The sequence below is a fragment of the Caecibacteroides pullorum genome, from assembly GCF_019239235.1.
GTDB lineage: Bacteria > Bacteroidota > Bacteroidia > Bacteroidales > Bacteroidaceae > Bacteroides > Bacteroides pullorum.
Genome location: NZ_JAAZTS010000026.1, coordinates 1 through 25,865, shown reverse-complemented (window position 1 = coordinate 25,865; position 25,865 = coordinate 1). Strand labels below are relative to the sequence as shown.

The window sequence follows — 25,865 nt, the reverse complement described above, 5'->3', positions numbered from 1 at the left end:
TTTCTTCTTTGGAATACACTAAGATGCTCTCTCTGGCTACCCCTTTCTTCTCGCCGAAAGTCTTGATAATAGATATGTTGCGCCCTGCCGTAGGTATTGCGGCTTACAATTATCCTTTCCCATTTCTATACATATTGTATTTCATATGATAAGAAGCTTTTTATATATTGTACTATATATGATATGTATTTATTTGTAAAATAGAAATTTACTATATGCTTAAAAACATGCTTTCTGCTTTTATATTTTTTATAAACATGCCTATATTTGCACTGCAAAACAAAAGAAGAAATAAACGATATGGAACATGCAATGCCACTTGCCAATAACCACATCTCTGTAGATTGCGTCGTTTTCGGTTTTGACGGAGAGCAACTGAAGGTGCTGCTCGTGAAGCGAATGGGAGAGGAGAGCGGTGAAATCTTCCACGACATGAAACTGCCCGGCAGCCTGATTTACCAGGATGAAGACCTGGACGGTGCTGCCAAACGCGTGCTAAACGAGCTGACGGGACTAAAGTCGGTACGCTTGACACAGTTCAAGGCTTTCGGCTCCAAAGACCGCACGAAAAACCCCAAAGACGTTCACTGGCTGGAACGAGCCATTCAGTCGAAGGTGGACCGTATCGTGACCATTGCCTATCTGTCGCTGGTAAAGATCGATCGTGCCCTCAGTAAGAATCTGGATGACTATCAGGCTTGTTGGGTAGCTTTGCCTGAAGTGAAGGACCTGGCTTTCGACCACAACCTGATTATTCGCGAGGCGCTGATCTTCATTCGTCAGTACGTCGAGTTTAATCCTTCGATGTTGTTCGATCTATTGCCTCGTAAGTTTACCGCCCAGCAGTTGCGTCGCCTTTATGAACTGATATATAATAAGACTATCGATGTGCGAAACTTCCACAAAAAGATAGCAATAATGGACTACGTGGTACCGCTGGAAGAGAAGCAACAGGGCGTGGCACATCGTGCGGCACGCTATTACCGATTTGACAAAAAAATCTATAATAAAAAAAGAAGATAAACGATCATGTATTTATTAGGTTATGATATAGGAAGCTCGTCCGTCAAAGCGAGCTTGGTAGATGCCGCGAGCGGTAAGTGTGTGGCCTCGGCTTTTTATCCGAAGACGGAGGCACCCATTCTGGCTGTTAAGCAGGGATGGGCTGAACAAGATCCCGAAAGCTGGTGGACGAACTTGAAGCTGGCCACGCAGGCTGTGCTTCACGAGTCCGGTGCCGACGGCAGGGACGTCAAGGCCATCGGCATCTCCTATCAGATGCATGGGCTGGTGTGTGTGGACCGTGAACAACGAGTGCTACGGCCGGCCATCATCTGGTGCGACTCGCGCGCTGTGTCCTACGGACAGCGGGCTTTCGAAGCTCTGGGACAGGAACGATGCCTGACGCATCTGCTCAACTCGCCGGGCAACTTCACCGCCGCCAAGCTGGCATGGGTCAAGGAGAACGAGCCGCAGGTGTATGAACAGATAGATAAAATAATGCTTCCTGGCGACTATATTGCCATGCGTCTGACCGGCGAGGTGTGTACCACCGTCTCCGGACTGTCCGAAGGCATGTTCTGGGATTTCCGTCGCGGCTGCGTGGCCGATTTCCTGATGGACTACTACGGCTTTGACCACTCACTGATAGCCGATATCCGACCTACTTTCGCAGAGCAGGGATGGGTGAAGGCCGACGTAGCCCGCGAACTGGGCCTGGCCGAGGGAACCCCCGTCACCTACCGTGCGGGCGACCAGCCGAACAATGCCCTCTCGCTCAATGTATTCAACCCCGGTGAGATCGCCTCGACGGCAGGTACGAGCGGCGTGGTCTATGGCGTGAACGGCGAGGTGAACTACGATTCGCGCAGCCGTGTCAACACCTTTGCGCACGTCAACCACACGGCCGACCAGACCCGCCTGGGCGTACTCCTCTGCATCAACGGTACGGGCATCCTCAACTCGTGGGTGAAGCGCAATGTGGCTCCCGAAGGCATTTCATACGCCGAACTGAACGACTTGGCTGCCCAAGTGCCCATAGGTAGTGCTGGCGTCAGCATCCTGCCTTTCGGTAACGGTGCCGAGCGTATGCTGGAGAACCGTGAGACGGGCTGTTCCGTCTGTGGCCTGAACTTCAACCTGCACGACCGCCGCCACGTGGCCCGCGCCGCGCAGGAGGGCATCGTCTTTGCCTTCAAGTATGGCATCGACATCATGGAGCAGATGGGCATCCCCGTGCAGAAGATACACGCCGGACGAGCCAACATGTTCCTCAGCCCCGTTTTCCGCGACACGCTGGCGGGCGTGACGGGCGCCACCATCGAGCTCTACGATACAGATGGTTCCGTTGGTGCTGCTAAGGGGGCGGGTATCGGTGCAGGTATCTATCGCGACCATGTAGAGGCCTTCGCCACGCTGGAGCGTCTGGCCGTCATCGAGCCGGACGACACGCGGCGCGAAGAATACCTCGAGGCATATACCCGCTGGAAACAGTTATTGGAGAAAATGATTTGACTTGGAAATAAATAATAATTATAGAAATCGAGGCCTTGGCCTCACAAAACATCAGAAAGATTATGGCAACAAAAGAGTATTTTCCTGGCATAGGAAAGATTAAGTTTGAAGGTAAAGAGAGTAAGAATCCCATGGCGTTCCGTTATTATGACGCCGACAAGCTCATCATGGGCAAGAAAATGAGCGAATGGCTGAAGTTCGCCATGGCCTGGTGGCACACGCTGTGCGCCGAGGGCAGTGACCAGTTCGGCGGCGGCACGAAGACTTTCCCGTGGAACGACTCGGCTAATCCCGTGGAGGCTGCCAAGCACAAGGTGGACGCGGGCTTTGAGTTCATGCAGAAGATGGGCATCGAGTACTATTGCTTCCACGACGTGGACCTCTGTGCCGAGGCCGACACCATCGAGGAATACGAAGCCAATCTGAAGGAAATCGTAGCCTACCTGAAACAGAAACAACAGGAGACGGGCATCAAACTGCTGTGGGGGACGGCCAATGTCTTCGGCCACAAGCGCTACATGAACGGCGCCGCCACGAATCCCGACTTCGACGTCGTAGCCCGTGCCGCCGTGCAGATCAAGAACGCCATTGACGCCACCATCGAGTTGGGCGGATCGAACTACGTCTTCTGGGGCGGTCGCGAGGGATACATGAGCTTGCTCAACACCGACCAGAAACGTGAGAAGGAACACCTGGCCACGATGCTGCGCATGGCCCGTGACTATGCTCGCGCCCGCGGTTTCAAGGGCACCTTCCTTGTGGAACCGAAGCCTATGGAGCCTACCAAGCATCAGTATGACGTGGACACGGAGACCGTCATCGGCTTCCTGAAGGCACACGGGCTGGACAAGGATTTCAAAGTGAACATCGAGGTGAACCACGCTACCCTGGCCGGACACACCTTCGAGCACGAACTGGCCGTGGCTGTGGACAACGGTATGCTGGGCTCCATCGACGCCAACCGTGGCGACTATCAGAACGGATGGGATACCGACCAGTTCCCCATCGACAACTTTGAGCTCATCCAGGCCATGATGCAGATTATCCGCGGCGGCGGCTTCAAGGACGGCGGCACGAACTTCGACGCCAAGACGCGCCGCAACTCCACCGACCTGGAGGACATCTTCATCGCCCACATTGCCGGCATGGACGCTATGGCCCGTGCGCTGGAGAGCGCTGCCAAGCTCCTCGAGGAGTCACCTTACAAGCAGATGCTGACCCAGCGTTATGCCTCTTTCGACAGTGGCCTTGGCAAGGACTTCGAAGACGGCAAGCTGACACTGGAAGATGTCGTGGCATACGCCAAGCAGAATGGTGAACCGAAACAGACCAGCGGCAAGCAGGAACTGTATGAGGCCATTGTGAATATGTACGCTTAATAATTAATGGGGAATGAAGAACGAAGAATGAAGAATTTCAGCTATGTGTGAGGCCGATGTGTATGATTTCTCGCCCATAGGTTTATTCTTCATTCATCATTCTTCATTCTTAATTTCCTAATATCATGACAAACCAAACAGAAAACGGTAGCAAAGCTTACCTCTTCTCCATTGTACTGGTGGCTGTGCTGGGAGGGCTGCTCTTCGGTTACGACACTGCCGTCATCTCGGGTGCCGAGAAGGGCCTCCAGGCCTTCTTCATGGGAGCACCGGACTTTACTTACACTGACACATGGCATGGCATTACATCGTCGAGTGCACTTATCGGCTGTATTATCGGCAGTGCCATTTCGGGACTCTGCGCCTCCCGCCTGGGACGCAAGAAGTCGCTTTTCCTGGCTGGTGTCCTGTTCTTTCTTTCGGCTTTGGGTTCCTACTATCCTGAATTCCTGTTTTTCGGCTACGGCGAGTCGAGCTATTCGCTGCTTCTCGCTTTCAATTTCTACCGCGTGCTGGGCGGTGTGGGTGTCGGACTGGCGTCGGCCATCTGCCCCATGTACATCGCCGAGATTGCACCGAGCAATATCCGTGGCACGCTGGTGTCATGGAACCAGTTTGCCATTATCTTCGGCCAACTTGTGGTTTACTTCGTCAATTTCCTCATCTTGGGCGATAACATCAACCCCGTCATTCGTGCGGTGGAGGGTGTGAATCAGATACTGAATCCTGATGCTGCCGCCTGGACCATCGAAACGGGGTGGCGACTGATGTTTGTCAGCGAGGCTGTACCGGCCGGACTGTTCACCCTGTTGGTGCTGCTTGTGCCCGAAACGCCGCGTTATCTGGCTCTCTGCGGACGCGACGACAAGGCATTGGCCGTCTTGGGACGTATCAACGGTGCTTCACAGGCACGTGCCATTCTGGCTGACATCAAAGCTACGGCGCATGAGAAGACCGAGCGCCTCTTCACCTATGGTTGGATGGTGATTTTCATCGGCATCATGCTGAGTGTATTCCAGCAGGCGGTGGGTATCAATGCTGTGCTTTACTTTGCTCCGCGTATTTTCGAGAGCATGGGTATGGGCAATCCGATGATGCAGACTGTGATCATGGGCATCATTAACATTCTCTTCACGCTCTTAGCTGTGTTCACCGTAGAGCGTTGGGGACGCAAGCCGCTGCTCATTTCGGGCTCGATAGGTATGGCTGTCGGAGCCTTTGGCGTGGCGTTGTGTAACGTGGTGATCGGTCTTCCTGCCCTGGTTTCCGTAGTGAGCATCATGGTCTATAGTGCTTCGTTCATGTTTAGCTGGGGGCCCATTTGCTGGGTACTAATTGCTGAGATATTCCCTAACACCATCCGTGGTGCGGCCGTAGCGGTGGCTGTAGCTTTTCAATGGATCTTCAATTTCATTGTGTCCTCCACTTTCGTGCCGATGTACAACATGCAGTTGGGTGAGATGGGTGACAAGTTCGGTCACATGTTCGCCTACGCTCTCTATGGCGTCATCTGTGTGGTGGCTGCCGTCTTCGTGTGGAAGCTCGTGCCCGAAACCACAGGCAAGACACTGGAGGATATGACGCGGCTTTGGAAAAAGAAATAAGGAAATAAATAGATAAGAATGCTTATGAAAAAGATTATAATTCCTATTCTGTTGTTTGGCGCCTTGATGTCAGCCTGCCAGCAGAAACTTTCCTACCAGAATACTTCTCTTCCACCTGAAGAGCGTGCGGCCGATTTGGTGCAGCGTCTGACGCTGGAAGAGAAAGTCTCGTTGATGCAGAACAATTCATCCGCTGTGCCACGTTTGGGGATCAAGCCCTATAACTGGTGGAACGAGGCTTTGCATGGTGTGGCCCGCAACGGTCGGGCTACCGTCTTTCCGCAAGCCATCGGTATGGGTGCTGCCTTCAACGATTCGTTACTCCACGTGGTGTTCACTGCTGTAAGTGACGAAGCACGTGCCAAAAACCATATTGCTCGACGTGACAGTAGCTATAAAATATATCAGGGCTTGACTTTCTGGACGCCTAACATCAACATTTTCCGTGATCCGCGTTGGGGACGTGGGCAAGAGACCTATGGTGAAGATCCGTACTTAACGAGCCAGCTGGGTATGGCCGTCGTTAGAGGTCTGCAAGGCCCTGAAGACAGTCAATATGACAAGGCGCATGCCTGTGCCAAGCATTATGCCGTCCACTCTGGTCCCGAGTGGAACCGTCATAGCTTCAACACTGAAGACATTGATCCACGTGACTTGTGGGAAACCTATCTGCCCGCTTTCAAGGACTTGGTGCAGAAGGCTGGTGTGAAGGAAGTAATGTGTGCCTACAACCGCTTCGAAGGCTCGCCCTGTTGTAACAGTGATCGGTTGCTGATGCAAATCTTGCGTGATGAATGGGGATACGAAGGACTGGTGGTAAGTGATTGCGGTGCTATTTACGACTTCTTCGAGGAAGGCCGCCACGGGACGCACAAGGATAAAGCGGATGCTTCGTCGGCTGCTGTTTTGTCAGGGACGGACCTGGAATGCGGCGATGCCTACAAGTCGCTGGCCGATGCCGTGCGTCAGGGCAAGATTAAGGAGTTTGATCTGGACCGTTCGGTATCGCGTCTGCTGAAGGCCCGCTTCGAACTGGGCGAGATGGACGAGACTACGCCTTGGGATGCTATTCCCGACTCGGTTGTCAATTGTCATGCACACCAGGCACTGGCTCTACGCATGGCGCGTGAGACTATGACCCTGCTCCAGAACAAGAACAATCTGTTGCCGTTGAAGGCTGGTATGACGGTTGCCCTCGTCGGCCCCAATGCCAATGACTCGGTAATGCAGTGGGGTAATTACAACGGTTTCCCCGGCCATACCGTGACGCTGCTTGAGGCTCTGCGTAAACGTCTGCCTGAAGAACAGCTGATTTATGTGCCCGGCGCCCTTTATGCGGAAGGTTTTGTACCGAAACACAAAAAAGAAGAGATGAAACAGATGAAACCGTTGGATGCAGCATCTCTGTTGAAGCAAGTAGACCATGCGGATGTCGTAATCTTTGCCGGAGGTATCTCTCCGCTGTTGGAAGGCGAGGAAATGAAAGTCGATGTACAGGGCTTTAAGGGTGGCGACCGTACGGACATCGAGCTGCCTGCTATCCAGCGTCAGTTGCTCAAGGCGTTGAAGGTTGCCGGAAAGAAAGTAGTCTTCGTCAACTTCTCGGGTAGTGCCGTGGGACTGGAACCCGAGACGCAGACGTGCGATGCCATCCTGCAGGCATGGTATCCCGGCGAGGCTGGTGGTACTGCCGTGGCCGATGTGCTCTATGGAGACTACAACCCGGCCGGACGCCTGCCCGTTACCTTCTACAAGAATGTGGGTCAGCTGCCCGACTACGAGGATTACAGCATGAAGGGACGCACGTACCGTTATTTCGAAGGTACGCCGCTCTTCCCCTTCGGCCACGGACTGAGCTATACGACCTTTGCCTACGGTAAGGCCGAGGTGAAGGATGGCTGTCTGCTGGTGCCCGTCACCAATACAGGCAGTATGGACGGCGATGAAGTGGTTCAGCTTTACCTGAACCGTCCCGATGATGCCAACGGGCCGCGTAAGACACTGCGTGCCTTCAAGCGTGTGCACATTCCTACCGGAGCTACCCGCACGGTCAGCCTGCCGCTGACGGAGGAAACCTTCAACTGGTGGGATACGGCGACCAATACGGTTCATCCCCTGAAGGGCAGCTATAAGCTGCTTTACGGAGGAAGTTCGGACGACCGTGCCTTGCAGACGATGATGTACGAGTTCTGATATCCGTAGTAAGAACATTTATCGGTTATAATAAACCCCTGCCCGGCTTTAGCTGGACAGGGGTTTGTCTTTATTTCGATAAAACAGTTCAGTTTCTTAGTTATTCTTTCGGCAGAATGGGATAGAGGGTCTTGTTTTCCTTGTCGATGGGGTAGAGTGCTTTTTCCTGCTCCAGTCTTTCGATCATCAGTTGGCAGAGTTCGCGCACTTTCTTGCGCTCCGTCTGTGCCAGGTCGTTCTTCTCGAACGGATCGTCGGCCAGGTTGAACAGCTTGCAGGTGGGTTTGCTGTCGGTTTCGGGATTATAGTAGTAGATCAGCTTCCAGTCGCCCTTGCGGTAGGTGGTGAAATAGCTGCCGCGGTGCTGGTGGGGGAAGTGCATCAGGAAGTCGTCGCGATGCTTCTTGTCGACCTTGCCTGCCAGCAATTTCTTCAGGTCGGAGCCATCCAGCACGTGTCCCTTCGGAGCCTTGACACCGGCCACGGACAGGATGGTGGGATAAAGATCCATCACCGTACCCATCTGGGTCTGCATGCAGCCTTGAGCAATAGGATAAGCCTTTTGGAACTTGTTGGAAGCATCGGGCTTGGCCCAGGCGGCGATGAAGGGCACCCGTACACCGCCTTCGTATTCCGAACCTTTCTTTCCCTTGAGCGGTGCCGACGAGCCGTAGTCGGCAGCTCCTCCCAGTGGAGCGTCACCGCCATTGTCGCCCAGGAAGATGACCAGTGTATTCTCGGCCACACCGGCTTCCTCGAGCTTGTCCAGCAGGTCGCCCAGCGACTTGTCCATGCCCTCTATCAACGTGGCGAAGGCCTTTGCCTGCTGGGGTTTGTCGCTGTTCTGATAGTGGCCGATGAAGCGTTCGTCCGTTTCGAAGGGGGCGTGTACGGCGTAGTGGGCCATGTTCAGGTAGAAAGGTTTGCCCTCAGCGATGGCTTTGTCTATCTCCTTTTCGGCCTCCAGTGTCAGCGCGTCGGACAGGAAAGTGGAGGTGCCGTGATACTGCTCCAGGTCAGGTACGGCCCGTGCGCGTTGCCCTTTGATCCATCCGTATCCGTTCTCGCCGTGGTAGCTGCCCGGATGGCCGATGGACGAGCCGGCGATGTTGACGTCAAAACCCAGTCGGGTAGGGTCTTCGCCTTCGCTGTCCTTGCATCCGAAGTGCGCCTTGCCCACGTGGATGGTCTTGTATCCGGCTGCTTTCAGTACGGCGGGATAGATTTGTGCATCGGCCTTCAGCCCCTGCCAGTTCCATTCATAGGGGCCGAACTGGTCGCGGTTGTTGCTTTCGGCGTTTATCCAGTTGGTGGTGCGGTGGCGTGCCGCGTTCTGTCCTGTCATGATGGACGTGCGCGAAGGCGAGCTGACACTTTGGGCATAGAAGGTGGAGAAGCATGTTCCTTGCGCGGCCAGCCGTTCCATGTTGGGCGTGCGGTACCAGTCGTTCAGTGGCTGGCGTTGGGGTTCTCCGTTGCGGTCGGTGATGAAGGGGACGGAAGTATCCATCAGTCCCATATCGTCTACGAGGAAGACTACGATGTTGGGGCGCTCTTGGGCAGCCAGCGTAGCGGCGGCCGAGAGGGCAGCCAGTGAGGCAAAAAGATGCTTTTTCATGATAATGTTTGTTTATGCAATGAGTTGAAACGGTGGGGGAAATGCTTGCACAGTTCCTTCTCCTTGCCGACAAAGATACCGAATTATTTCCAAAAGAAAGCGGAAGCAGGACAGAAATCGATGGGCATTTCATCCGTTCACCGTTTTTGTACCATCCGTTTACAGGCTTTGTACTGCCAGTTTACTCCGTTTAAACTACCAGTTTAATGGCTTTAAACTCTCAGTTTAATGTGAATAAACTGGTAGTTTATTCCTGATAAATTAAAATAAACTCATTTATTGCTGATAATCAATGTCCTAGTGAGTTGTTGTTAAAAGAGCTGAATGCCCCTTCATAAAAAGATGCCCGTCGTCGAACCGCGAGCTGAAATAAACCGTAACTTTGCCCCCGATTTACTAAAAACATCCGAACCATGATACATTTCGATACCGACTATATGGAAGGCGCGCACCCCGAAGTGATGCGCCGCCTGGTGGAAACCAATCTGGAGCAGACACCCGGATATGGTTGTGATGACTATACGGCCCGTGCCAAGGACTTGATTCGCGAGGCTTGCGGCCAGCCGCAGGCTGCCGTCCAGTTCCTGGTGGGCGGCACGCAGACGAATGCTACCGTCATTGATGCCCTGCTGGCCCGTCACGAAGGCGTGCTGGGTGCTGAGTCGGCCCACATCAATGTGCACGAAGCGGGCGCCATCGAGGCCACGGGCCACAAGGTGCTGACGCTGCCCCAATACGACGGCAAGGTGAAGGCCGCCGACGTGGAGGCCTACATCCGCAACTTCTACCGCGACGAGACCTACGAACACATGGTGGCGCCGGGCATGCTCTACATCTCGCACCCCACCGAGCTGGGCACGCTCTATACCCTCCACGAGCTGGAAGACCTGAGTCGCGTGTGCCGCGAGGCGAACATTCCTTTATATATGGACGGTGCCCGTCTGGGCTACGGACTGGCGGCCGAGGGAACGGACGTCACATTGAAGGACATTGCCCGCCTGTGCGATGTCTTCTACATCGGTGGTACCAAGGTCGGCGCCCTCTTTGGTGAGGCGGTGGTGGCTGCCCGCCCTGAGCGATTGCCCCATTTCTTCTCCCTCGTCAAGCAGCACGGCGCGTTGCTGGCCAAGGGGCGTCTGCTGGGCATTCAGTTTGGCGCGCTCTTCACCGACGGCCTCTACCAGCGCATCGGCGCCCATGCCGTCCGCCTGGCCCTGAAGCTGAAGCAGGCCTTCGTGGAGAAGGGCTACAAATTTCACCTCGATTCGCTCACCAACCAGCAGTTCGTCTGCCTGCCCAACGAGACCATCGACCGCCTGATGCGCGAAGCAACCTTTGAACTGTGGGGTCCCCGCGGCGAAACGGAGACGGTGGTGCGCTTCGTCACCAGCTGGGCCACGCGCGAGGAAGACGTGGACAAACTGATAGCCTTACTTTAAAGAGAACAATTTAAAACGAACGATACACAATGGATTCCATCAAAATCAACAAAGTGCAGATACGTAATCTGCAGATTGAAGACTACGACCAGCTGGCCCAGTCGTTCACCCGTGTCTATACGGACGGAAGCGATGTCTTCTGGACACACAAACAGATCGAGAAACTGATCCGCATCTTCCCCGAGGGACAGATCGTGACGGTGGTTGACGAGAAGATTGTGGGCTGCGCCCTCTCCATCATCGTCAATTATGACGACGTGAAGAACGACCACACCTATGCCCAGGTGACGGGCAAGGAAACCTTTAACACCCACAATCCCAAGGGTAATATCCTCTACGGCATCGAGGTCTTCATCCATCCGCAATACCGCGGCCTTCGTCTGGCCCGACGTATGTACGAATACCGCAAGGAGCTGTGCGAGGAGCTGAACCTGAAGGCCATCATGTTCGGAGGCCGCATCCCCAACTACCACAAGTATGCCGACCAGATGCGTCCCAAGGAATACATCGACAAGGTGCGCCAGAAGGAAATCTACGACCCCGTGCTCACCTTCCAGCTCTCCAACGACTTCCACGTGCGCAAGGTGATGCGCAACTACCTGCCCAACGACGAAGAGTCCAAGCACTATGCCTGTCTGCTCCAGTGGGACAACATCTACTACCAGCCGCCCACGCAGGAATACATCAGCCCGAAGACCACCGTCCGCGTGGGCCTCGTGCAATGGCAGATGCGTAACTACACGTCGTTGGACGACCTCTTCGAGCAAGTGGAATTCTTCGTCGATGCCGTGTCCGACTACAAGAGCGACTTTGTCCTCTTCCCCGAATACTTCAACGCGCCGCTCATGGCCCGCTTCAACAACGAGGGCGAGTCCGAAGCCATCCGTGGCTTGGCTGCCTATACCGATGAGATACGCGAGCGCTTCATCAAGCTGGCCATCAGCTACAACATCAACATCATCACGGGTAGTATGCCGCTCATCAAGGAAGACGGACGCCTGTACAACGTAGGCTTCCTCTGCCGCCGCGACGGCACGTACGAGATGTACGAGAAGATACACGTCACGCCCGACGAAATCAAGAGTTGGGGCCTGAGCGGAGGCAAGGCGCTGAAGACGTTCGATACGGATTGTGCCAAGATAGGTGTCTTGATCTGCTACGATGTGGAGTTCCCCGAGTTGTCGCGTATCATGGCCGACCAGGGCATGCAGATTCTGTTTGTCCCCTTCATGACCGACACGCAGAACGCCTATAGCCGTGTCAAGGTCTGCGCCCACGCCCGCGCCATCGAGAACGAATGCTTTGTGGTCATTGCGGGTAGTGTCGGCAACCTGCCGCGTGTACACAACATGGACATCCAGTATGCCCAGTCGGGTGTCTTCACGCCCTGCGACTTCACCTTCCCCACGGATGGCAAGCGCGCCGAGGCCACGCCCAACACGGAGATGATACTGGTTTCGGATGTCGACTTGGATTTGCTGAACGAGCTGCACACCTATGGCAGCGTGCGCAATCTGAAAGATCGCCGCAGCGACCTGTATGAGGTAAAAATGAAAAAATAGAGAAGACGGAGGAGAGCTCAGAAATCTCATCGATGTCTCGTCCAAGTGTTCAGACAAGCCGTCGATGAGATTTCTCGTTTAATATTCCACCTTGTCGGCTTTTTCCTCCCATGCCTGGAAGGCAGCGATGGCTTCGTCGGGTAGGAGTTCTTCCATGGCCTTGTTGCGGTCCTCGCGCTTCAGGGCCAGTTCGTCGTAGATGAACGAGTCGTCGAAGCCGATGCGGGCGGCGTCGGTCTTGTTGTTTCCGTAATAGATTTTGTCCAAGTGTGCCCAGTAGATGGCTCCCAGACACATGGGGCAAGGTTCGCATGAGGTATAAATTTCGCATCCGCTAAGGTCGAAGGTGCCCAGCTTTTGGCAGGCGGCACGGATAGCACTAACTTCAGCATGAGCCGTAGGATCGTGGTTGGCCGTCACGCGGTTCACGCCTGTGGCTACGATTTCGCCGTCTTTTACGATGACGGCCCCGAACGGCCCTCCGCCGTTCTTCACGTTCTCGATGGAAAGCTCAATGGCTTTCCGCATAAAATCTTCCTTTTTCATACTTTCTTAATAGGATTATATCAGTGACGTAGTCGTCATTTCTAGCGTAAAGATACGCGATATTCTTCATTTTCCAAAACTTCAGACCGTTTCATTTACTTTGTTCTCTTTTCATCCTACATGAAAAATCTGAAATCAGATACTTCGTTTTTCACCAGAAATTCGTAATTTTGCGCTTCATTTGAAACGATAGAAAACGAACTTAAATATAGATAGAAATGGCAGTAGAACTGAAAGACCTGACCAAACGCAGTGAGAACTACTCGCAGTGGTACAATGAATTGGTTGTCAAGGCCGACTTGGCCGAACAATCGGCAGTGCGTGGATGTATGGTTATCAAACCGTATGGATACGCTATATGGGAGAAAATGCAACGTCAGCTGGACGACATGTTCAAAGAGACAGGACACGTAAATGCGTATTTCCCGCTTTTGATTCCTAAATCCTTCCTTAGTCGCGAAGCAGAACATGTAGAAGGTTTCGCTAAAGAATGTGCAGTTGTAACTCACTATCGATTGAAGAACGATCCGAATGGTGGTGGAGTGGTTGTCGATCCGGCTGCTAAATTGGAAGAAGAACTGATTATTCGTCCGACATCAGAAACTATTATCTGGAATACATATAAAAATTGGATAAACTCCTATCGCGATCTGCCTATCTTGTGCAATCAGTGGGCCAACGTGTTCCGTTGGGAGATGCGTACCCGCTTGTTCCTGCGCACGGCAGAATTCCTGTGGCAGGAAGGACATACGGCTCATGCAACCAAAGAAGAGGCCGAGGCAGAAGCAGTTAAGATGCTGAATGTATATGCCGACTTTGCGGAAAAGTATATGGCAGTGCCCGTTGTGAAAGGTGTAAAATCTGCTAACGAACGCTTTGCTGGTGCACTCAATACTTATACCATCGAGGCGATGATGCAGGATGGCAAAGCATTACAGAGCGGAACGTCTCATTTCTTGGGACAGAATTTCGCTAAAGCGTTTGACGTTCAGTTTGTCAATAAGGAGAATAAGCTGGAATATGTTTGGGCTACTTCATGGGGCGTATCTACGCGTCTGATGGGTGCACTGATCATGACACACTCCGATGACAATGGTCTGGTACTTCCTCCGCATCTGGCTCCGATCCAGGTAGTCATTGTTCCTATTTATAAGAATATGGAGATGTTGCAAAAGATCGACGAGAAGGTAGCCGGCATCGTTGCCAAGCTGAAGGCGATGGGTATTTCCGTGAAGTATGACAACGCTGATAACAAGCGTCCGGGCTTTAAGTTTGCTGATTACGAAGTAAAGGGAGTTCCTGTACGTCTTGTAATGGGAGGTCGCGACCTTGAAAACAATACGGTGGAAGTGATGCGTCGCGATACTTTGGAGAAAGAAACCCGTTCGTGCGACGGTATCGAAGAGTATGTAAAGAATCTGTTGGAAGATATTCAGAACAATATCTATCAGAAAGCCTTGAATTATCGTAACAGCCGCATTACGACAGTAGATAGTTACGAAGAGTTCAAAGAGAAGATCGAAGAGGGCGGTTTCATTTTGGCACACTGGGACGGCACTACCGAAACAGAAGAAAAAATTAAGGAGGAAACCAAGGCTACTATCCGTTGTATTCCGTTTGATTCATTGATTCCTGGTGATAAGGAACCGGGTAAATGTATGGTAACAGGTAAACCTTCGGCTTGCCGTGTTATTTTTGCCCGTTCATATTAATGGATTAGAATCATTTAAAATATTTGTGAGCCTTGCTGGATTTTTGTTGCAAACACAAAATCAGCAAGGCTCATTTTTTGCGTATTATTTTGAAGAGGAATCTGTTTGAACTTCTGTTTTATTTTCCGATTTTTCCTTTTTAGCTCTTAGTCTTTTTAGTTGTAAAAGTTTCCACTTTTTCCAGAATAGCAATTCATTCCACTTTTCAAAGTCTTTTTGGAATATGATACCTATGCCTTGAGTGGTAAGATTCGTTTGAGTATAATAGCGATCGTTTGTCTCATTATAAGCTTTGAGGCGTATTTCTCCGGAACGGGTAACAAGCCATTCAGCCTGGAAGTCTCCGACGAAGTTGGTGTTTGCCATTGGGTTTTCCCGATACCCGAAGTTTCCGTTTATAAGGAGGCGATTGTTGAGCAGTTGTCCGTACAGCATTCCTTCAAACTCCATGTCGGTCCAGCCCTTTTCACCAGTACTGAAGTTGGTGCCTACATTCCAATTGTTGTTGTCTATGATTTGCGACAATGCATTATTCAATTGTCCTGAAAGTGTGGAAGACAGTACGCTGGACATCATATCTGAATTCTGTCCGGTTCCGAAGGTTTCCGAAGGATAGAATTTTCCAATGCTGAGCAAATACAATATCTGCATGTTCATCTGTTCGTCGGTGGGGATATAGTTCCGCACCAGAGCTTCTATCTCGTCTCGCTCGTTAGGCAGTTCCAAATCCAGCTTAATGGTGGGCGAAGTAAGGTGTCCACTCAGGTTCATCACGCAGTTTACTTTTACGTTGGTTTGATTGACGAAATCGCTTGCATCAGAAATCAAATCGTTGAGCGATGCCGAATTGACTGTATAATTGGCCTGTATGTCCAGATTGGCATTAGCAGGATTCCCATTGAAGGTGATAGTACTTCCATCTTTGATAATGAAATCCTTGCGGATGACTTCCTGTAGGCTGAATTTATATATACCCTGGCTGATACGGTAATTCCCAAAGAGTTTGACGTCTCCTTTGTTGTAGAATTCCGTGCGGATATTACCTGTTCCTCGTCCACTAATGTAATCACCAGCTATCGGATCCATAATAATACGCATGGTTGCATCGGGGGTTGCGTCTATGATGAGATTGAGCCGGATATCGGTATCTATATCTTGTTCTTGCTCTTCTTTTTCTAGATCTTTTTGGGCTATTTCGTAAGTAGAAAGCAGAATATCATTTTGGACAGTGCGCCTTGGTGTTTTATCAACAAAATGAATGAACTGATTACTGGTTGCTGTAGTCACATTGTCTTTGATATAGGTAAAATTGGTATTCCGGTTGGTTGTCATAGCCACGTCAATGTTCACACCTTCTGCTGCGTTGCCGGCTATACTGGCATTTCCCGTGCCATAGACAGTGCCGTAAAACGGGAAATCAACAGATTCCTTGGTGTTCATAAGCAACATATTATTTACATTGAAATTAAAACGATAGCTTAGATTCTTAAAATGGGTATAATGTAAGTAGCCATTCATGGTTCCTTGATTCCCATACATGTCAGAGATTCGGTTGTTTTTGAAGGTTAACCCGCCAGGCTCAATGTAAATGCTGTCTTTTACAAAAAAAGTTGTGTTTAGCACATCTACTTTCATGGAAGCGTCTCCATACACTTGCCCTTCCATTGTTAATGCCTTAAACTTTCCATAGAAATGCACATTCCCCTTGGCACGTCCTGCAAATTCAGGAGTGATGTCTTTCATATAATAATGTATGAACTTCAAATTCGTGCCATCTGCTTCGATTTGTAAGTCGAGTGAACTGGTAGGTTTAATGGGGTAAATAAATCCATGAACATGCGTTCGTGCAATATCTGCTTCACGAATACGTGCATCCAAATAAATCCCTTTGATATCGTGATGCCATTCTCCATGTATATTGGCATCACCGAGTAGACCATTGTTGATCCCTAAATTGCGAATAAACAGATCTGTGCTCATGACGGGTTTTTTGAAAACACCGGTTGCATATGCGGGTCCAGTAGCTTCACCTTGGAAATTGACTCCTAAATCAGCTATATCAAATACATATCCGATATTGATTTGTTGAAGGTCCAGATGTACTGTGTCTTCAGGCTGGTCAGACAAGACTCCATTGATGCGAAGAAAACGTTTTTGATTGGTAAAATTGAAATTATGCACATACACCTTGCCCGAATCAAGTACAACTTGTGCTGGATGAATATTCCATAATGTGTCATTCAAAATGATGTCTGTAGGATGAATATCAACCACCATTTTTAGGGGAGACTGTTTTGGGGAATGGTTGCGTTTTGCTTGTCGACGAGGTAATTGAGCTTGTGTCTCTAGCTGTTGCCTCATAAAACGGGCTGTACTGGAAAGTTGTCCACTGTAAGTGATTTTACTACTATTCCCCCAGTTTAATATGGTTTGAATGCTATCATTTTTTGCTAACGCTTCTATGGCCAAGTTGACGGAACTTTCAGCTTTTCTATGAGTGAAACGGATACGGGCATGAAAATGATCGCTTGGATTTTCACACAAGATCAATCCGGATTCAATAAACTTATTGTTATACCGTAAATGCGGAAAATAGCCTTCCACACGCATACGCTGAGCCTTGTCATTGAAGTATCCTTTTAATGTGGAGTGGGTATAGACAGTAAGTGGAAGTCCAAAAACTTTTGAAAATAATTCTGTATTGTAGATATGCAGATCAAAACCAAAATTGTTTTCGGTATTGATCGTTGTTTGTGTATTGAGAGGTAGTAATGCAGGAATGTATTTATGCAGGATGTTCAAAAAGCTGGTTGGTAATGTATGATAGGAATAATCGCCAACGATACTTCCCCGCAAAAATGCGGAATGGATATCAAGTCGTTTGGATTCGGCTTGTTGTGTAGCTGTCAACTTGAAGTTATCCATCAAATATGATTGTTCTGGAGATATAAATTGCAGGCTGTCAATATTGATTTCACCATTCATTTCGTCGATGGAGCCACCTGTAAAGTCTGCCTTTAGTTTGACGGAAAATTCTGCATCCTTATATTTGGGTGTTAGGTTCAATGTATGAGGACGTACATGCTTGGCTTCAGCCAAGAAATTGAAAGTCGGTATTTTGCTGGCTATATTAATCGTTCCGTTTAGATTCAGGGAGGCATTTTCATCATCTAACACAATGCTGCCTGTAAAACCTCCTTGTTTGTATTCACCGTCTAAAGTTATGTTTTCATACGTATAGCCACTGTAGTCAAAGGAAGAGATGAGTCCTTTGGCTTCGATGGACGGATAGCTATGGGAGGTATGACGTCCCTGTACTCCCATGTTGAACGTTATTTTTCCCCATTTAGGATTGTCGGTCAGTTTTCCAAGTTCAAAATCGGATGTTGCCATGGAACCTGAATAGGATATTGATTCTTTTTCCTTGTCTGAACTGAATTTTATATCAGTGCTCAGGCTGCCAATATTGGTACGCAAGCGTCCGTAGGTAACTAAATCAGTGAAATAGCCGGATATTTCTCCCTGAAAGCTGATGGTACCCAATCGTTGAAGCATTGGGGGGACTCCTTTGTAGTTCTTACTGAAATTTTTAATAAAGAATGCAACTCCATCAGGATTAGCATGTAAATGAGACAAATTTCCAAATACGTAAGCATCTTGAAAATGAGATAAATCTTGAAACGAAACATCTCCTCTTAGCAAAAACTGCTTACCAGACGATATCATTAATCGTGGGCAATTCAGTTGGTCTATCGTACCGTTTACTTCTGCTTCTATCTGTAGTGAGTCTTTAAAAGATGAAAAAGCTGGTACAAATGCTGATAAATCGCGCAAAGTGATATCTGATGGAAGCATGCGACAAGAGAAACGAACGTTATGGACAAAATCTTCCATGGCTTTCAGGCTGTCATATTCCATGTGGATGGTATCCATTCGCAGATTGGTATGAGGCATCTCGATGCAAAAGCCTGCTATTTGCATTTTTTGCTCATTGCCAGTTATCTTTAGTCCCAGTTTGTCTAGTTTAAAGCCAGAAGAGTGTTCCTCAAGGCTCATTCGCTTGATAGATGCGTTGATGGAATCATTTTGAAGGGCTTTCAACGAAATGCTGGCAATGATATTGCGTAGGTTGATATGATTAACATTGAACTTTCCAGGAGTTTCTTTTTCCGACAAGACATTATATGAGACTCTCCCTCGACGAAGCAGGAGAGAATTGATTCTTAAATTGAGATTTGTCTGTTTTGGGACGGTATCTTTAGATGCAAATGTGTCGACTATAAACTGAAAATTCGGATCAGATTGCGGAGTGGCTTTCTCAAGGTTGGCAGTAAAGCCGAACAATTGAATGTTGTTGATGGAAATGCGTCCTTGAAAAAGTGGGAGAATATCGAATTTTGCAGAAAAACGTGTGACCTTAAGCATTTCCTTTCCTGAACGGTCGTCCAGCATAAGATCCTCGATGACGATGCGGTTCAGAAGTCCAAGATGGATACGTCCTAAAGTCAGTTTAGTGTCTAACAGGTTTTCTAATTCATCGGCTACAAACATAGACATTTTGCGCTGAATGTAGGGGATATTCAGCAACAATGCTATACCGATATAAGATATTATAATTATACCGATAATCCAACGTAATGTTTGTTTCAGTCCTTTGATAATATCGTTAATTTATATTTTGCCACACAAAAATATGAAATAATACATTATCCATACTACTTTTATCACTACTTTTGCAGAGCTTAAACGTAAATAAACACTATGAGTACAATAATATTAGGGATCGAAAGTTCGTGTGACGATACTTCGGCAGCTGTAATCAAAGATGGTTTTCTGTTATCGAATGTTGTGGCCAGTCAAGCTGTACACGAATCATACGGTGGGGTTGTGCCCGAATTGGCCTCTCGTGCCCATCAGCAAAACATTGTGCCGGTTGTACACGAGGCTTTGAAACGTGCGGGAGTAACCAAGGAAGAATTGAGTGCTGTTGCTTTTACCAGAGGACCCGGTCTGATGGGTTCATTGTTGGTCGGAGTGTCTTTTGCTAAAGGGTTTGCACGTTCATTAGGAATACCGATGATAGATGTTAATCATTTGACTGGACATGTGTTAGCTCATTTCATTAAAGCAGAAGGTGAAGAGAATATACAACCTAATTTCCCATTCCTTTGCTTGCTGGTTTCAGGAGGAAACTCGCAAATCATTCTGGTAAGAGCCTATAATGATATGGAGATTCTGGGACAAACTATTGATGATGCTGCAGGTGAAGCAATTGATAAATGTTCAAAAGTAATGGGGTTGGGGTATCCAGGAGGACCCATTATCGATAGACTGGCACGCCAAGGCAATCCAAAAGCTTTTAGTTTCAGTAAGCCGCATATTCCTGGGCTAGATTATAGTTTTAGCGGACTGAAAACATCGTTTTTGTATTCCCTTCGCGATTGGATAAAAGATGACCCCGATTTCATAGAGCACCACAAAACCGATTTGGCAGCATCGCTGGAAGCGACTATTGTAGATATTTTGATGGACAAGCTCCGCAAGGCGGCCAAGCAGTATAATATTAAAGAAGTAGCTGTAGCTGGAGGCGTTTCGGCAAACAATGGCTTAAGAAATGCTTTCCGTGAACATGCTGAAAAGTATGGATGGAAAATCTTTATACCTAAATTCAGCTATACGACAGACAATGCTGCTATGATTGCTATTACAGGATACTTCAAGTATCAGGACAAGGATTTTTGCCCGATGGAAGCGCCAGCTTATTCGCGTGTTACTTTAAAATAAAATAATAGAAGAAAGGGGATTTTTGTGAAGGCAGAAGAGGAATTGGGCAATTTGCTCAAATCGAAAAAACTGTCCCTTTCCACCGCAGAAAGCTGTACGGGTGGAGGGGTCGCTGCTGCTATTACATCGGTGGCGGGTAGTTCAGAGTATTTCATGGGAGGTATTGTGGCCTATTCGAATGATGTGAAAATCAGCTTACTACATGTCTCTTCTGAGACTCTGGAGAAATACGGAGCGGTTAGTCGGGAAACGGTTATGGAAATGGCCGCAGGAGCGATGAATACGTTGAAAACAGATTGCGCTATCGCAACTTCGGGCATTGCAGGGCCGGGAGGTGGAAGTCTGGAAAAACCTGTAGGGACAATTTGGATAGCGGTTGCCTATAAAAATGAAATTGTGACTGTCATGCAAACAGGGGATAACGGCCGGGCAAAAAATGTGCAGAATGCAATACAAAACGCCATGGATCTGCTTATTGAAATTTTGAAATAGCGAAAAAATGCTATTATACAATGAATTATTTCCTGAAAAGCTTGCTTGTTAACGATAAAAGTGCTTACTTTGCGCTCTGTTTGAAATAAGTATAGGTAAAAACTATAAAAATAGAGATAGAAATGTCGAAGATTTGTCAAATTACCGGAAAGAAGGCCATGATTGGCAACAATGTTTCACACTCAAAGAGAAGAACCAAAAGAACCTTTGATTTGAACTTGTTTAACAAGAAATTCTACTATGTAGAACAAGATTGCTGGATTAGCTTGAGCTTGTGTGCTGCTGGTCTGCGCATTATCAACAAGAAAGGACTGGACGCTGCCTTGAATGATGCTGTAGCTAAAGGTTATTGTGATTGGAAAACCATTAAAGTAATTGGTTAAAAAAGAGGAGATTTAGAATATGGCAAAGAAAGCTAAAGGTAACAGAGTGCAGGTAATTCTGGAATGCACAGAACACAAAGATAGTGGTATGCCGGGTACTTCTCGTTACATTACGACGAAGAACAGAAAGAACACCACTGAGAGATTGGAACTGAAGAAGTACAATCCTATCTTGAAGAGAGTGACAGTACACAAAGAAATCAAATAATACGTATAACCCATGGCAAAGAAAACAGTAGCAAGTTTGCACGAAGGTTCTAAAGAAGGTCGTGCTTATACAAAGGTTATCAAGATGGTTAAGTCGCCTAAGACTGGTGCTTACATCTTTGATGAGCAAATGGTTCCTAATGAAAAGGTTCAAGACTTTTTCAAAAAATAAGATTCTGAGTAATCACTTTTGATAAAAATCCTCTTGTCAGCCAGTCTGTCAAGAGGATTTCTTTTTGTAGACCAATTGTTAATCGTTTTTTTTCACTATCTTTGTGCAATAATGCATTATAATAAAGTATATGGGATTCTTTAGTTTTTTTTCAAAAGAGAAAAAGGAAACATTGGATAAAGGTTTGTCCAAAACCAAAGAAAGTTTTTTTGGAAAGATAGCACGTGTTATAGCTGGAAAAACGAAAGTAGATGACGAAGTGCTGGATAACCTTGAAGAAATACTTATCACTTCGGATGTTGGTGTAGAGACTACACTCAAAATCATTGAAAGGATAGAGAAGAGGGCTGCATCTGAAAAATACATGAATACACAGGAACTGAACCATATCCTGCGTGATGAAATTTCGATGCTGCTTACAGAAAATAATACAGATGATGCCAATGACTTTGATGCACCTATTGCAAAGAAGCCATACGTAATTATGGTGGTAGGTGTAAATGGAGTGGGAAAGACGACTACGATCGGAAAACTGGCTTATCAGTTCAAGAAAGCCGGAAAATCTGTTTATCTAGGAGCAGCCGATACGTTCCGTGCTGCAGCTGTTGAGCAGCTTGTGATATGGGGTGAAAGGGTTGGCGTTCCTGTTATCAAGCAGAAAATGGGCTCTGATCCAGCTTCTGTAGCCTTTGATACATTAAAGTCTGCTATGGCCAATGATGCTGATGTGGTTATCATTGATACTGCAGGACGACTGCATAACAAGGTGGGCTTAATGAACGAATTGACGAAGATAAAGAACGTCATGAAGAAGATAAATCCAGATGTTCCCAATGAAGTATTGTTAGTATTGGATGGCTCTACCGGTCAAAATGCTTTTGAGCAAGCCAAGCAGTTTACTCTGGCAACAGAAGTGACGGCTATGGCGGTAACCAAGTTGGACGGAACAGCCAAAGGTGGAGTTGTTATTGGCATTTCTGATCAATTCAAGATACCGGTAAAATATATCGGATTGGGTGAAGGAATGGAAGACTTGCAAGTTTTCAATAGAAGAGAGTTCGTAGATTCGTTGTTTGGTGAGAACAGATGAAAAAGAATACAATAGACATCATTACTTTAGGTTGCTCTAAAAATCTGGTTGATTCAGAACATTTGATGCGCCAGCTTGAGGAAGCTGGTTATCACGTAACCCATGACGCAGAACGTCCTCAAGGGGAAATTGCAGTTATCAATACATGTGGCTTCATTGGTGATGCCAAAGAGGAGTCCATCAACATGATTTTGGAATTTGCTCAGGCAAAAGAAGAGGGGTTACTCAAGAAACTCTATGTCATGGGATGTCTTTCCGAACGCTATTTGAAGGAACTGGCTATTGAAATTCCTCAAGTGGACAAATTCTACGGTAAATTCAACTGGAAAGAACTCTTGCATGATTTAGGAAAGAATTATCGGGAAGAACTCCACAATGAACGAGTTCTTACAACTCCGACTCATTACGCATATCTGAAAATATCTGAAGGATGTGATCGGAAGTGTTCCTATTGTGCCATTCCTATCATCACGGGTCGTCACGTTTCACGGCCGATGGAAGAAATATTGCAGGAGGTTCGGTATCTGGTCGATCGTGGCGTAAAAGAATTTCAGATCATTGCACAGGAATTGACCTATTATGGTGTGGATCTGTATCATAAACAAATGCTTCCAGAATTAGTGGAGCGTATCGCTGACATACCTGGAGTAGAGTGGATACGGTTACATTATGCCTATCCGGCACATTTCCCGACTGACCTCTTCCGCGTAATGCGTGAACGTCCCAATGTGTGTAAATATATGGACATTGCCTTGCAGCATATTAGTGACAACATGTTGCAAAAGATGCGCAGGCATGTTACCAAAGAACAGACTTATCAATTGATAGAAAACTTCCGAAAAGAAGTACCGGGTATTCATTTACGCACTACTCTGATGGTAGGTCATCCTGGAGAAACGGAAGCGGATTTTGAAGAGTTGAAGGAGTTTGTGCGTAAGGTTCGTTTCGATCGAATGGGAGCTTTTGCATACTCGGAAGAAGAGGGAACTTTTGCAGCCAATAATTACGAAGACAACATTTCTCAGGAAGTAAAACAAGCACGTTTGGATGAATTGATGGCTATTCAGCAGGAGATTTCATCAGAACTTAGTGCAGCAAAAATTGGTCGACAGATGAAAGTCATTATCGATCGTGTAGAAGGCGATTACTATATAGGTCGTACTGAGTTTGACTCTCCTGAAGTGGATCCGGAAGTATTGATTGAAAGAAACGGAGAGCAACTGATTATCGGTAATTTTTATCAGGTAGAGATTGTAAATTCCGATGATTTCGACCTTTATGGACACATTATCTAAAGTTTTTTCAAAAACATATTGCTCATGTGACGGAATTTTGCTAATATAGCATCCGTAAAATATAAAACAGAAAAGGACGAGTGAACAATAAAGATTTTACGTCAGAGTTATCAAAAAGGCTAGGATATACCTTGAAAGACACTTCGGAATTAATATCTTCCTTACTTTCTGGCATGACTCAACAGCTGGAAGAAGGAAACGTTGTGGCTATTCAAGGATTTGGAACTTTTGAAGTAAGGAAAAAAGCAGAGCGTATTTCTGTGAGCCCTACAACCAAGCAACGCATGCTGGTTCCTCCTAAGTTGGTACTTACATACCGGCCTAGTACTCTGTTGAAAGAAAAGTTTAAATAAAATCTTCCTCTAGACCTTGGGTGATTTGCTGCTATGAATGAAAAAGTGAACATACAGAACTTGATAGAACTGCTTGTTGAAAAGCATCGTATTACTCCCAAAGAAGCGGAGGAATTCGTAAAGACTTTCTTTGCAGTAATAGAGGAAGGGCTGGAGCAAGACAAGTATGTTAAAATAAAAGGATTGGGTACGTTCAAGCTGATTGGTGTCGAAAGTCGTGGAAGCATCGATGTCAATACTGGAGAACGAATCGAGATACAAGGGCATACAAAAGTCTCCTTTACGCCTGATTCAGCACTTAAAGAATTAATAAACAGGCCGTTTGGACATTTTGAAACTGTAATCTTAAATGAGAATACTGTCTTGGAAGATACACCGATAGAAAAGGCTGGCGAGGATGAGTTAGAAGATGTTTCTATTGGGCAAAATGTCGCAGATGAGTTGGATACGATATCGGAAATTCCTTCTGAGCCTGCTTCTCCACTCATTGAATCGGTTATTGCGACTGAAAAAGTTGCTACGGAAGAGGACGCTGATAAACAACAGGAAGAGGAAGGCAAAATCTCTACAACAGAAGAAACACTGAAAAACTCGCAACAAAAGGAGGATACGTATGAGGGCGTTCTGCAGCAAACGGATATAAAGGAAAATAAGGATAATGGTTTGAAATGGTTTATGATTGCACTGGCATGTGTTCTCTTGGCTTGTGCAGGCATTGTTTTCTATCTTTATTATCCCGATTTGCAAGAGGAATCGATCCCAGTATCGTCTGAGGAGGAATACACTTATCCAACTGTTACAATGGGTTTACAGCAGGATTCTATCCAGGAAGACTCTCTCAAAAGAACCGAAGATACACTTCGAATTCCACAATCGACTACTGCAGAGGAAAATCCAGCTTCAAGACAGCAAGTGGAGAAAAAAGTTGTTCCTGAGGAGCCTCAAAAAGTTGACAAAAAAACAACAGTCAAGTCACAGCCTGTAAATCCGGATTCTGTCAATTATGAAATAGTGGGGACAGAGACGACATACACAGTAAAAGAAGGAGAAACGTTGACACGGATTTCTTTACGGTTTTACGGAACAAAGGCTTTATGGCCTTACATTGTGAAGCATAATGCGGATGTGTTGAAGAATCCGAATAATGTGACTTCTGGTACCACACTTAAAATTCCGAAATTGATCAAAAAACAGTAACGATAGGCAAACTATATGTCCATTATAGTTTCTGTAAACATCAACTTTAGCCTTGTAAAGTGCCACTTTAGAAAGCTAAAGAGAAACTTTATGCAGCTAAAAAAGGACTTTTTATGTTCTTTTGGGAAGCATTGTTTTGACATCCTACAACACTACTGTCCCGTAAAAGTTGATAAATAGTTCTTTGAAATTATTGAAATATAGTCAATTACGTGTTTTCTTGAGATGAAACGGACTTGATTTTGCAACTTTGCAGTCTAATACAAATGGCTGCTATGTTCCAAGACAAATACGTATTCTCTCAATTAACCGCTTTTCTGAACAG

General features: G+C 47.3%; 20 protein-coding genes. 17 read left to right on the top strand and 3 right to left on the bottom strand.

Features of this window, described 5'->3' with window-relative positions:
* Positions 1 to 300: 300 nt before the first annotated feature.
* The 5 genes from HF894_RS13025 (at position 301) to HF894_RS13005 (ending at position 7,690) form a co-directional block, all read left to right on the top strand.
* Positions 301 to 1,023: an NUDIX hydrolase gene (locus HF894_RS13025; protein WP_246593240.1), complete on the top strand. Its 723-nt coding sequence runs from the start codon at positions 301 to 303 to the stop codon at positions 1,021 to 1,023.
* A gap of 6 nt (positions 1,024 to 1,029) precedes the next feature.
* Positions 1,030 to 2,514, top strand: coding sequence for a xylulokinase (locus tag HF894_RS13020; RefSeq protein WP_204969051.1), 1,485 nt, complete (start codon positions 1,030 to 1,032; stop codon positions 2,512 to 2,514).
* A gap of 62 nt (positions 2,515 to 2,576) precedes the next feature.
* The gene (xylA, locus tag HF894_RS13015; protein WP_204972939.1) at positions 2,577 to 3,893 is read left to right on the top strand and encodes a xylose isomerase; all 1,317 of its coding nucleotides are present in this window, start codon (positions 2,577 to 2,579) and stop codon (positions 3,891 to 3,893) included.
* Positions 3,894 to 4,018: 125 nt separating this feature from the next.
* Positions 4,019 to 5,497 carry a D-xylose transporter XylE gene (gene xylE / locus HF894_RS13010; protein ID WP_075316941.1) on the top strand — a complete coding sequence of 493 codons (1,479 nt, stop codon included), beginning with the start codon at positions 4,019 to 4,021 and terminating at the stop codon, positions 5,495 to 5,497.
* Positions 5,498 to 5,521: 24 nt separating this feature from the next.
* A complete protein-coding gene (locus tag HF894_RS13005) occupies positions 5,522 to 7,690 on the top strand; it encodes a glycoside hydrolase family 3 C-terminal domain-containing protein (protein ID WP_204972937.1) in 2,169 nt (722 codons plus the stop codon).
* Positions 7,691 to 7,790: 100 nt separating this feature from the next.
* On the opposite strand, the gene HF894_RS13000 is transcribed toward HF894_RS13005, so the two are convergent.
* The gene (locus tag HF894_RS13000) at positions 7,791 to 9,308 is read right to left on the bottom strand and encodes a sulfatase (RefSeq protein ID WP_204972935.1); all 1,518 of its coding nucleotides are present in this window, start codon (positions 9,306 to 9,308) and stop codon (positions 7,791 to 7,793) included.
* Positions 9,309 to 9,721: 413 nt separating this feature from the next.
* Between HF894_RS13000 and HF894_RS12995 the strand changes: the two genes are divergently transcribed.
* Both HF894_RS12995 and HF894_RS12990 read left to right on the top strand, forming a co-directional pair.
* Positions 9,722 to 10,747 (top strand): threonine aldolase family protein, encoded by a 1,026-nt coding sequence (locus HF894_RS12995; protein WP_204972933.1) that lies wholly within the window; start codon positions 9,722 to 9,724, stop codon positions 10,745 to 10,747.
* A gap of 29 nt (positions 10,748 to 10,776) precedes the next feature.
* Positions 10,777 to 12,309, top strand: a complete 1,533-nt coding sequence (locus tag HF894_RS12990) for a carbon-nitrogen hydrolase family protein (protein WP_021846294.1) — start codon at positions 10,777 to 10,779, stop codon at positions 12,307 to 12,309.
* A gap of 78 nt (positions 12,310 to 12,387) precedes the next feature.
* On the opposite strand, the gene HF894_RS12985 is transcribed toward HF894_RS12990, so the two are convergent.
* A complete protein-coding gene (locus tag HF894_RS12985; protein ID WP_021846295.1) occupies positions 12,388 to 12,855 on the bottom strand; it encodes a nucleoside deaminase in 468 nt (155 codons plus the stop codon).
* Between the two features lie 218 nt (positions 12,856 to 13,073).
* Here HF894_RS12985 and proS point away from each other — a divergent pair, with 218 nt between their 5' ends.
* The gene (gene proS, locus HF894_RS12980; protein WP_204969047.1) at positions 13,074 to 14,567 is read left to right on the top strand and encodes a proline--tRNA ligase; all 1,494 of its coding nucleotides are present in this window, start codon (positions 13,074 to 13,076) and stop codon (positions 14,565 to 14,567) included.
* Positions 14,568 to 14,651: 84 nt separating this feature from the next.
* Here the strand turns inward: proS and HF894_RS12975 are convergent, their stop codons facing one another.
* Entirely contained in the window at positions 14,652 to 19,124 is a 4,473-nt protein-coding gene (locus HF894_RS12975) for a translocation/assembly module TamB domain-containing protein (RefSeq protein ID WP_204972943.1), read from the bottom strand.
* A 204-nt stretch (positions 19,125 to 19,328) separates the two neighbouring features.
* Here HF894_RS12975 and tsaD point away from each other — a divergent pair, with 204 nt between their 5' ends.
* From tsaD to HF894_RS12930, 9 genes are all read left to right on the top strand, one after another.
* On the top strand, positions 19,329 to 20,351 hold the full coding sequence (gene tsaD / locus HF894_RS12970; protein WP_204972931.1) for a tRNA (adenosine(37)-N6)-threonylcarbamoyltransferase complex transferase subunit TsaD: 1,023 nt from the start codon (positions 19,329 to 19,331) through the stop codon (positions 20,349 to 20,351).
* A gap of 24 nt (positions 20,352 to 20,375) precedes the next feature.
* The gene (locus HF894_RS12965) at positions 20,376 to 20,843 is read left to right on the top strand and encodes a CinA family protein (protein ID WP_021846299.1); all 468 of its coding nucleotides are present in this window, start codon (positions 20,376 to 20,378) and stop codon (positions 20,841 to 20,843) included.
* A 122-nt stretch (positions 20,844 to 20,965) separates the two neighbouring features.
* A complete protein-coding gene (gene rpmB / locus HF894_RS12960; protein ID WP_002560154.1) occupies positions 20,966 to 21,226 on the top strand; it encodes a 50S ribosomal protein L28 in 261 nt (86 codons plus the stop codon).
* 19 nt (positions 21,227 to 21,245) lie between these two features.
* The gene (rpmG, locus tag HF894_RS12955) at positions 21,246 to 21,434 is read left to right on the top strand and encodes a 50S ribosomal protein L33 (RefSeq protein ID WP_002560155.1); all 189 of its coding nucleotides are present in this window, start codon (positions 21,246 to 21,248) and stop codon (positions 21,432 to 21,434) included.
* Between the two features lie 12 nt (positions 21,435 to 21,446).
* A complete protein-coding gene (locus tag HF894_RS12950; RefSeq protein WP_005777897.1) occupies positions 21,447 to 21,605 on the top strand; it encodes a DUF4295 domain-containing protein in 159 nt (52 codons plus the stop codon).
* A 130-nt stretch (positions 21,606 to 21,735) separates the two neighbouring features.
* Positions 21,736 to 22,695 (top strand): signal recognition particle-docking protein FtsY, encoded by a 960-nt coding sequence (gene ftsY, locus HF894_RS12945; RefSeq protein ID WP_021846301.1) that lies wholly within the window; start codon positions 21,736 to 21,738, stop codon positions 22,693 to 22,695.
* Entirely contained in the window at positions 22,692 to 23,990 is a 1,299-nt protein-coding gene (rimO, locus tag HF894_RS12940) for a 30S ribosomal protein S12 methylthiotransferase RimO (RefSeq protein ID WP_204972929.1), read from the top strand. Before ftsY ends, rimO begins: the two co-directional genes overlap by 4 nt.
* An 80-nt stretch (positions 23,991 to 24,070) precedes the next feature.
* A complete protein-coding gene (locus tag HF894_RS12935; RefSeq protein ID WP_021846303.1) occupies positions 24,071 to 24,343 on the top strand; it encodes an HU family DNA-binding protein in 273 nt (90 codons plus the stop codon).
* 33 nt (positions 24,344 to 24,376) lie between these two features.
* Positions 24,377 to 25,540 (top strand): HU family DNA-binding protein, encoded by a 1,164-nt coding sequence (locus HF894_RS12930; protein WP_204972928.1) that lies wholly within the window; start codon positions 24,377 to 24,379, stop codon positions 25,538 to 25,540.
* Positions 25,541 to 25,865 lie beyond the last annotated feature (325 nt).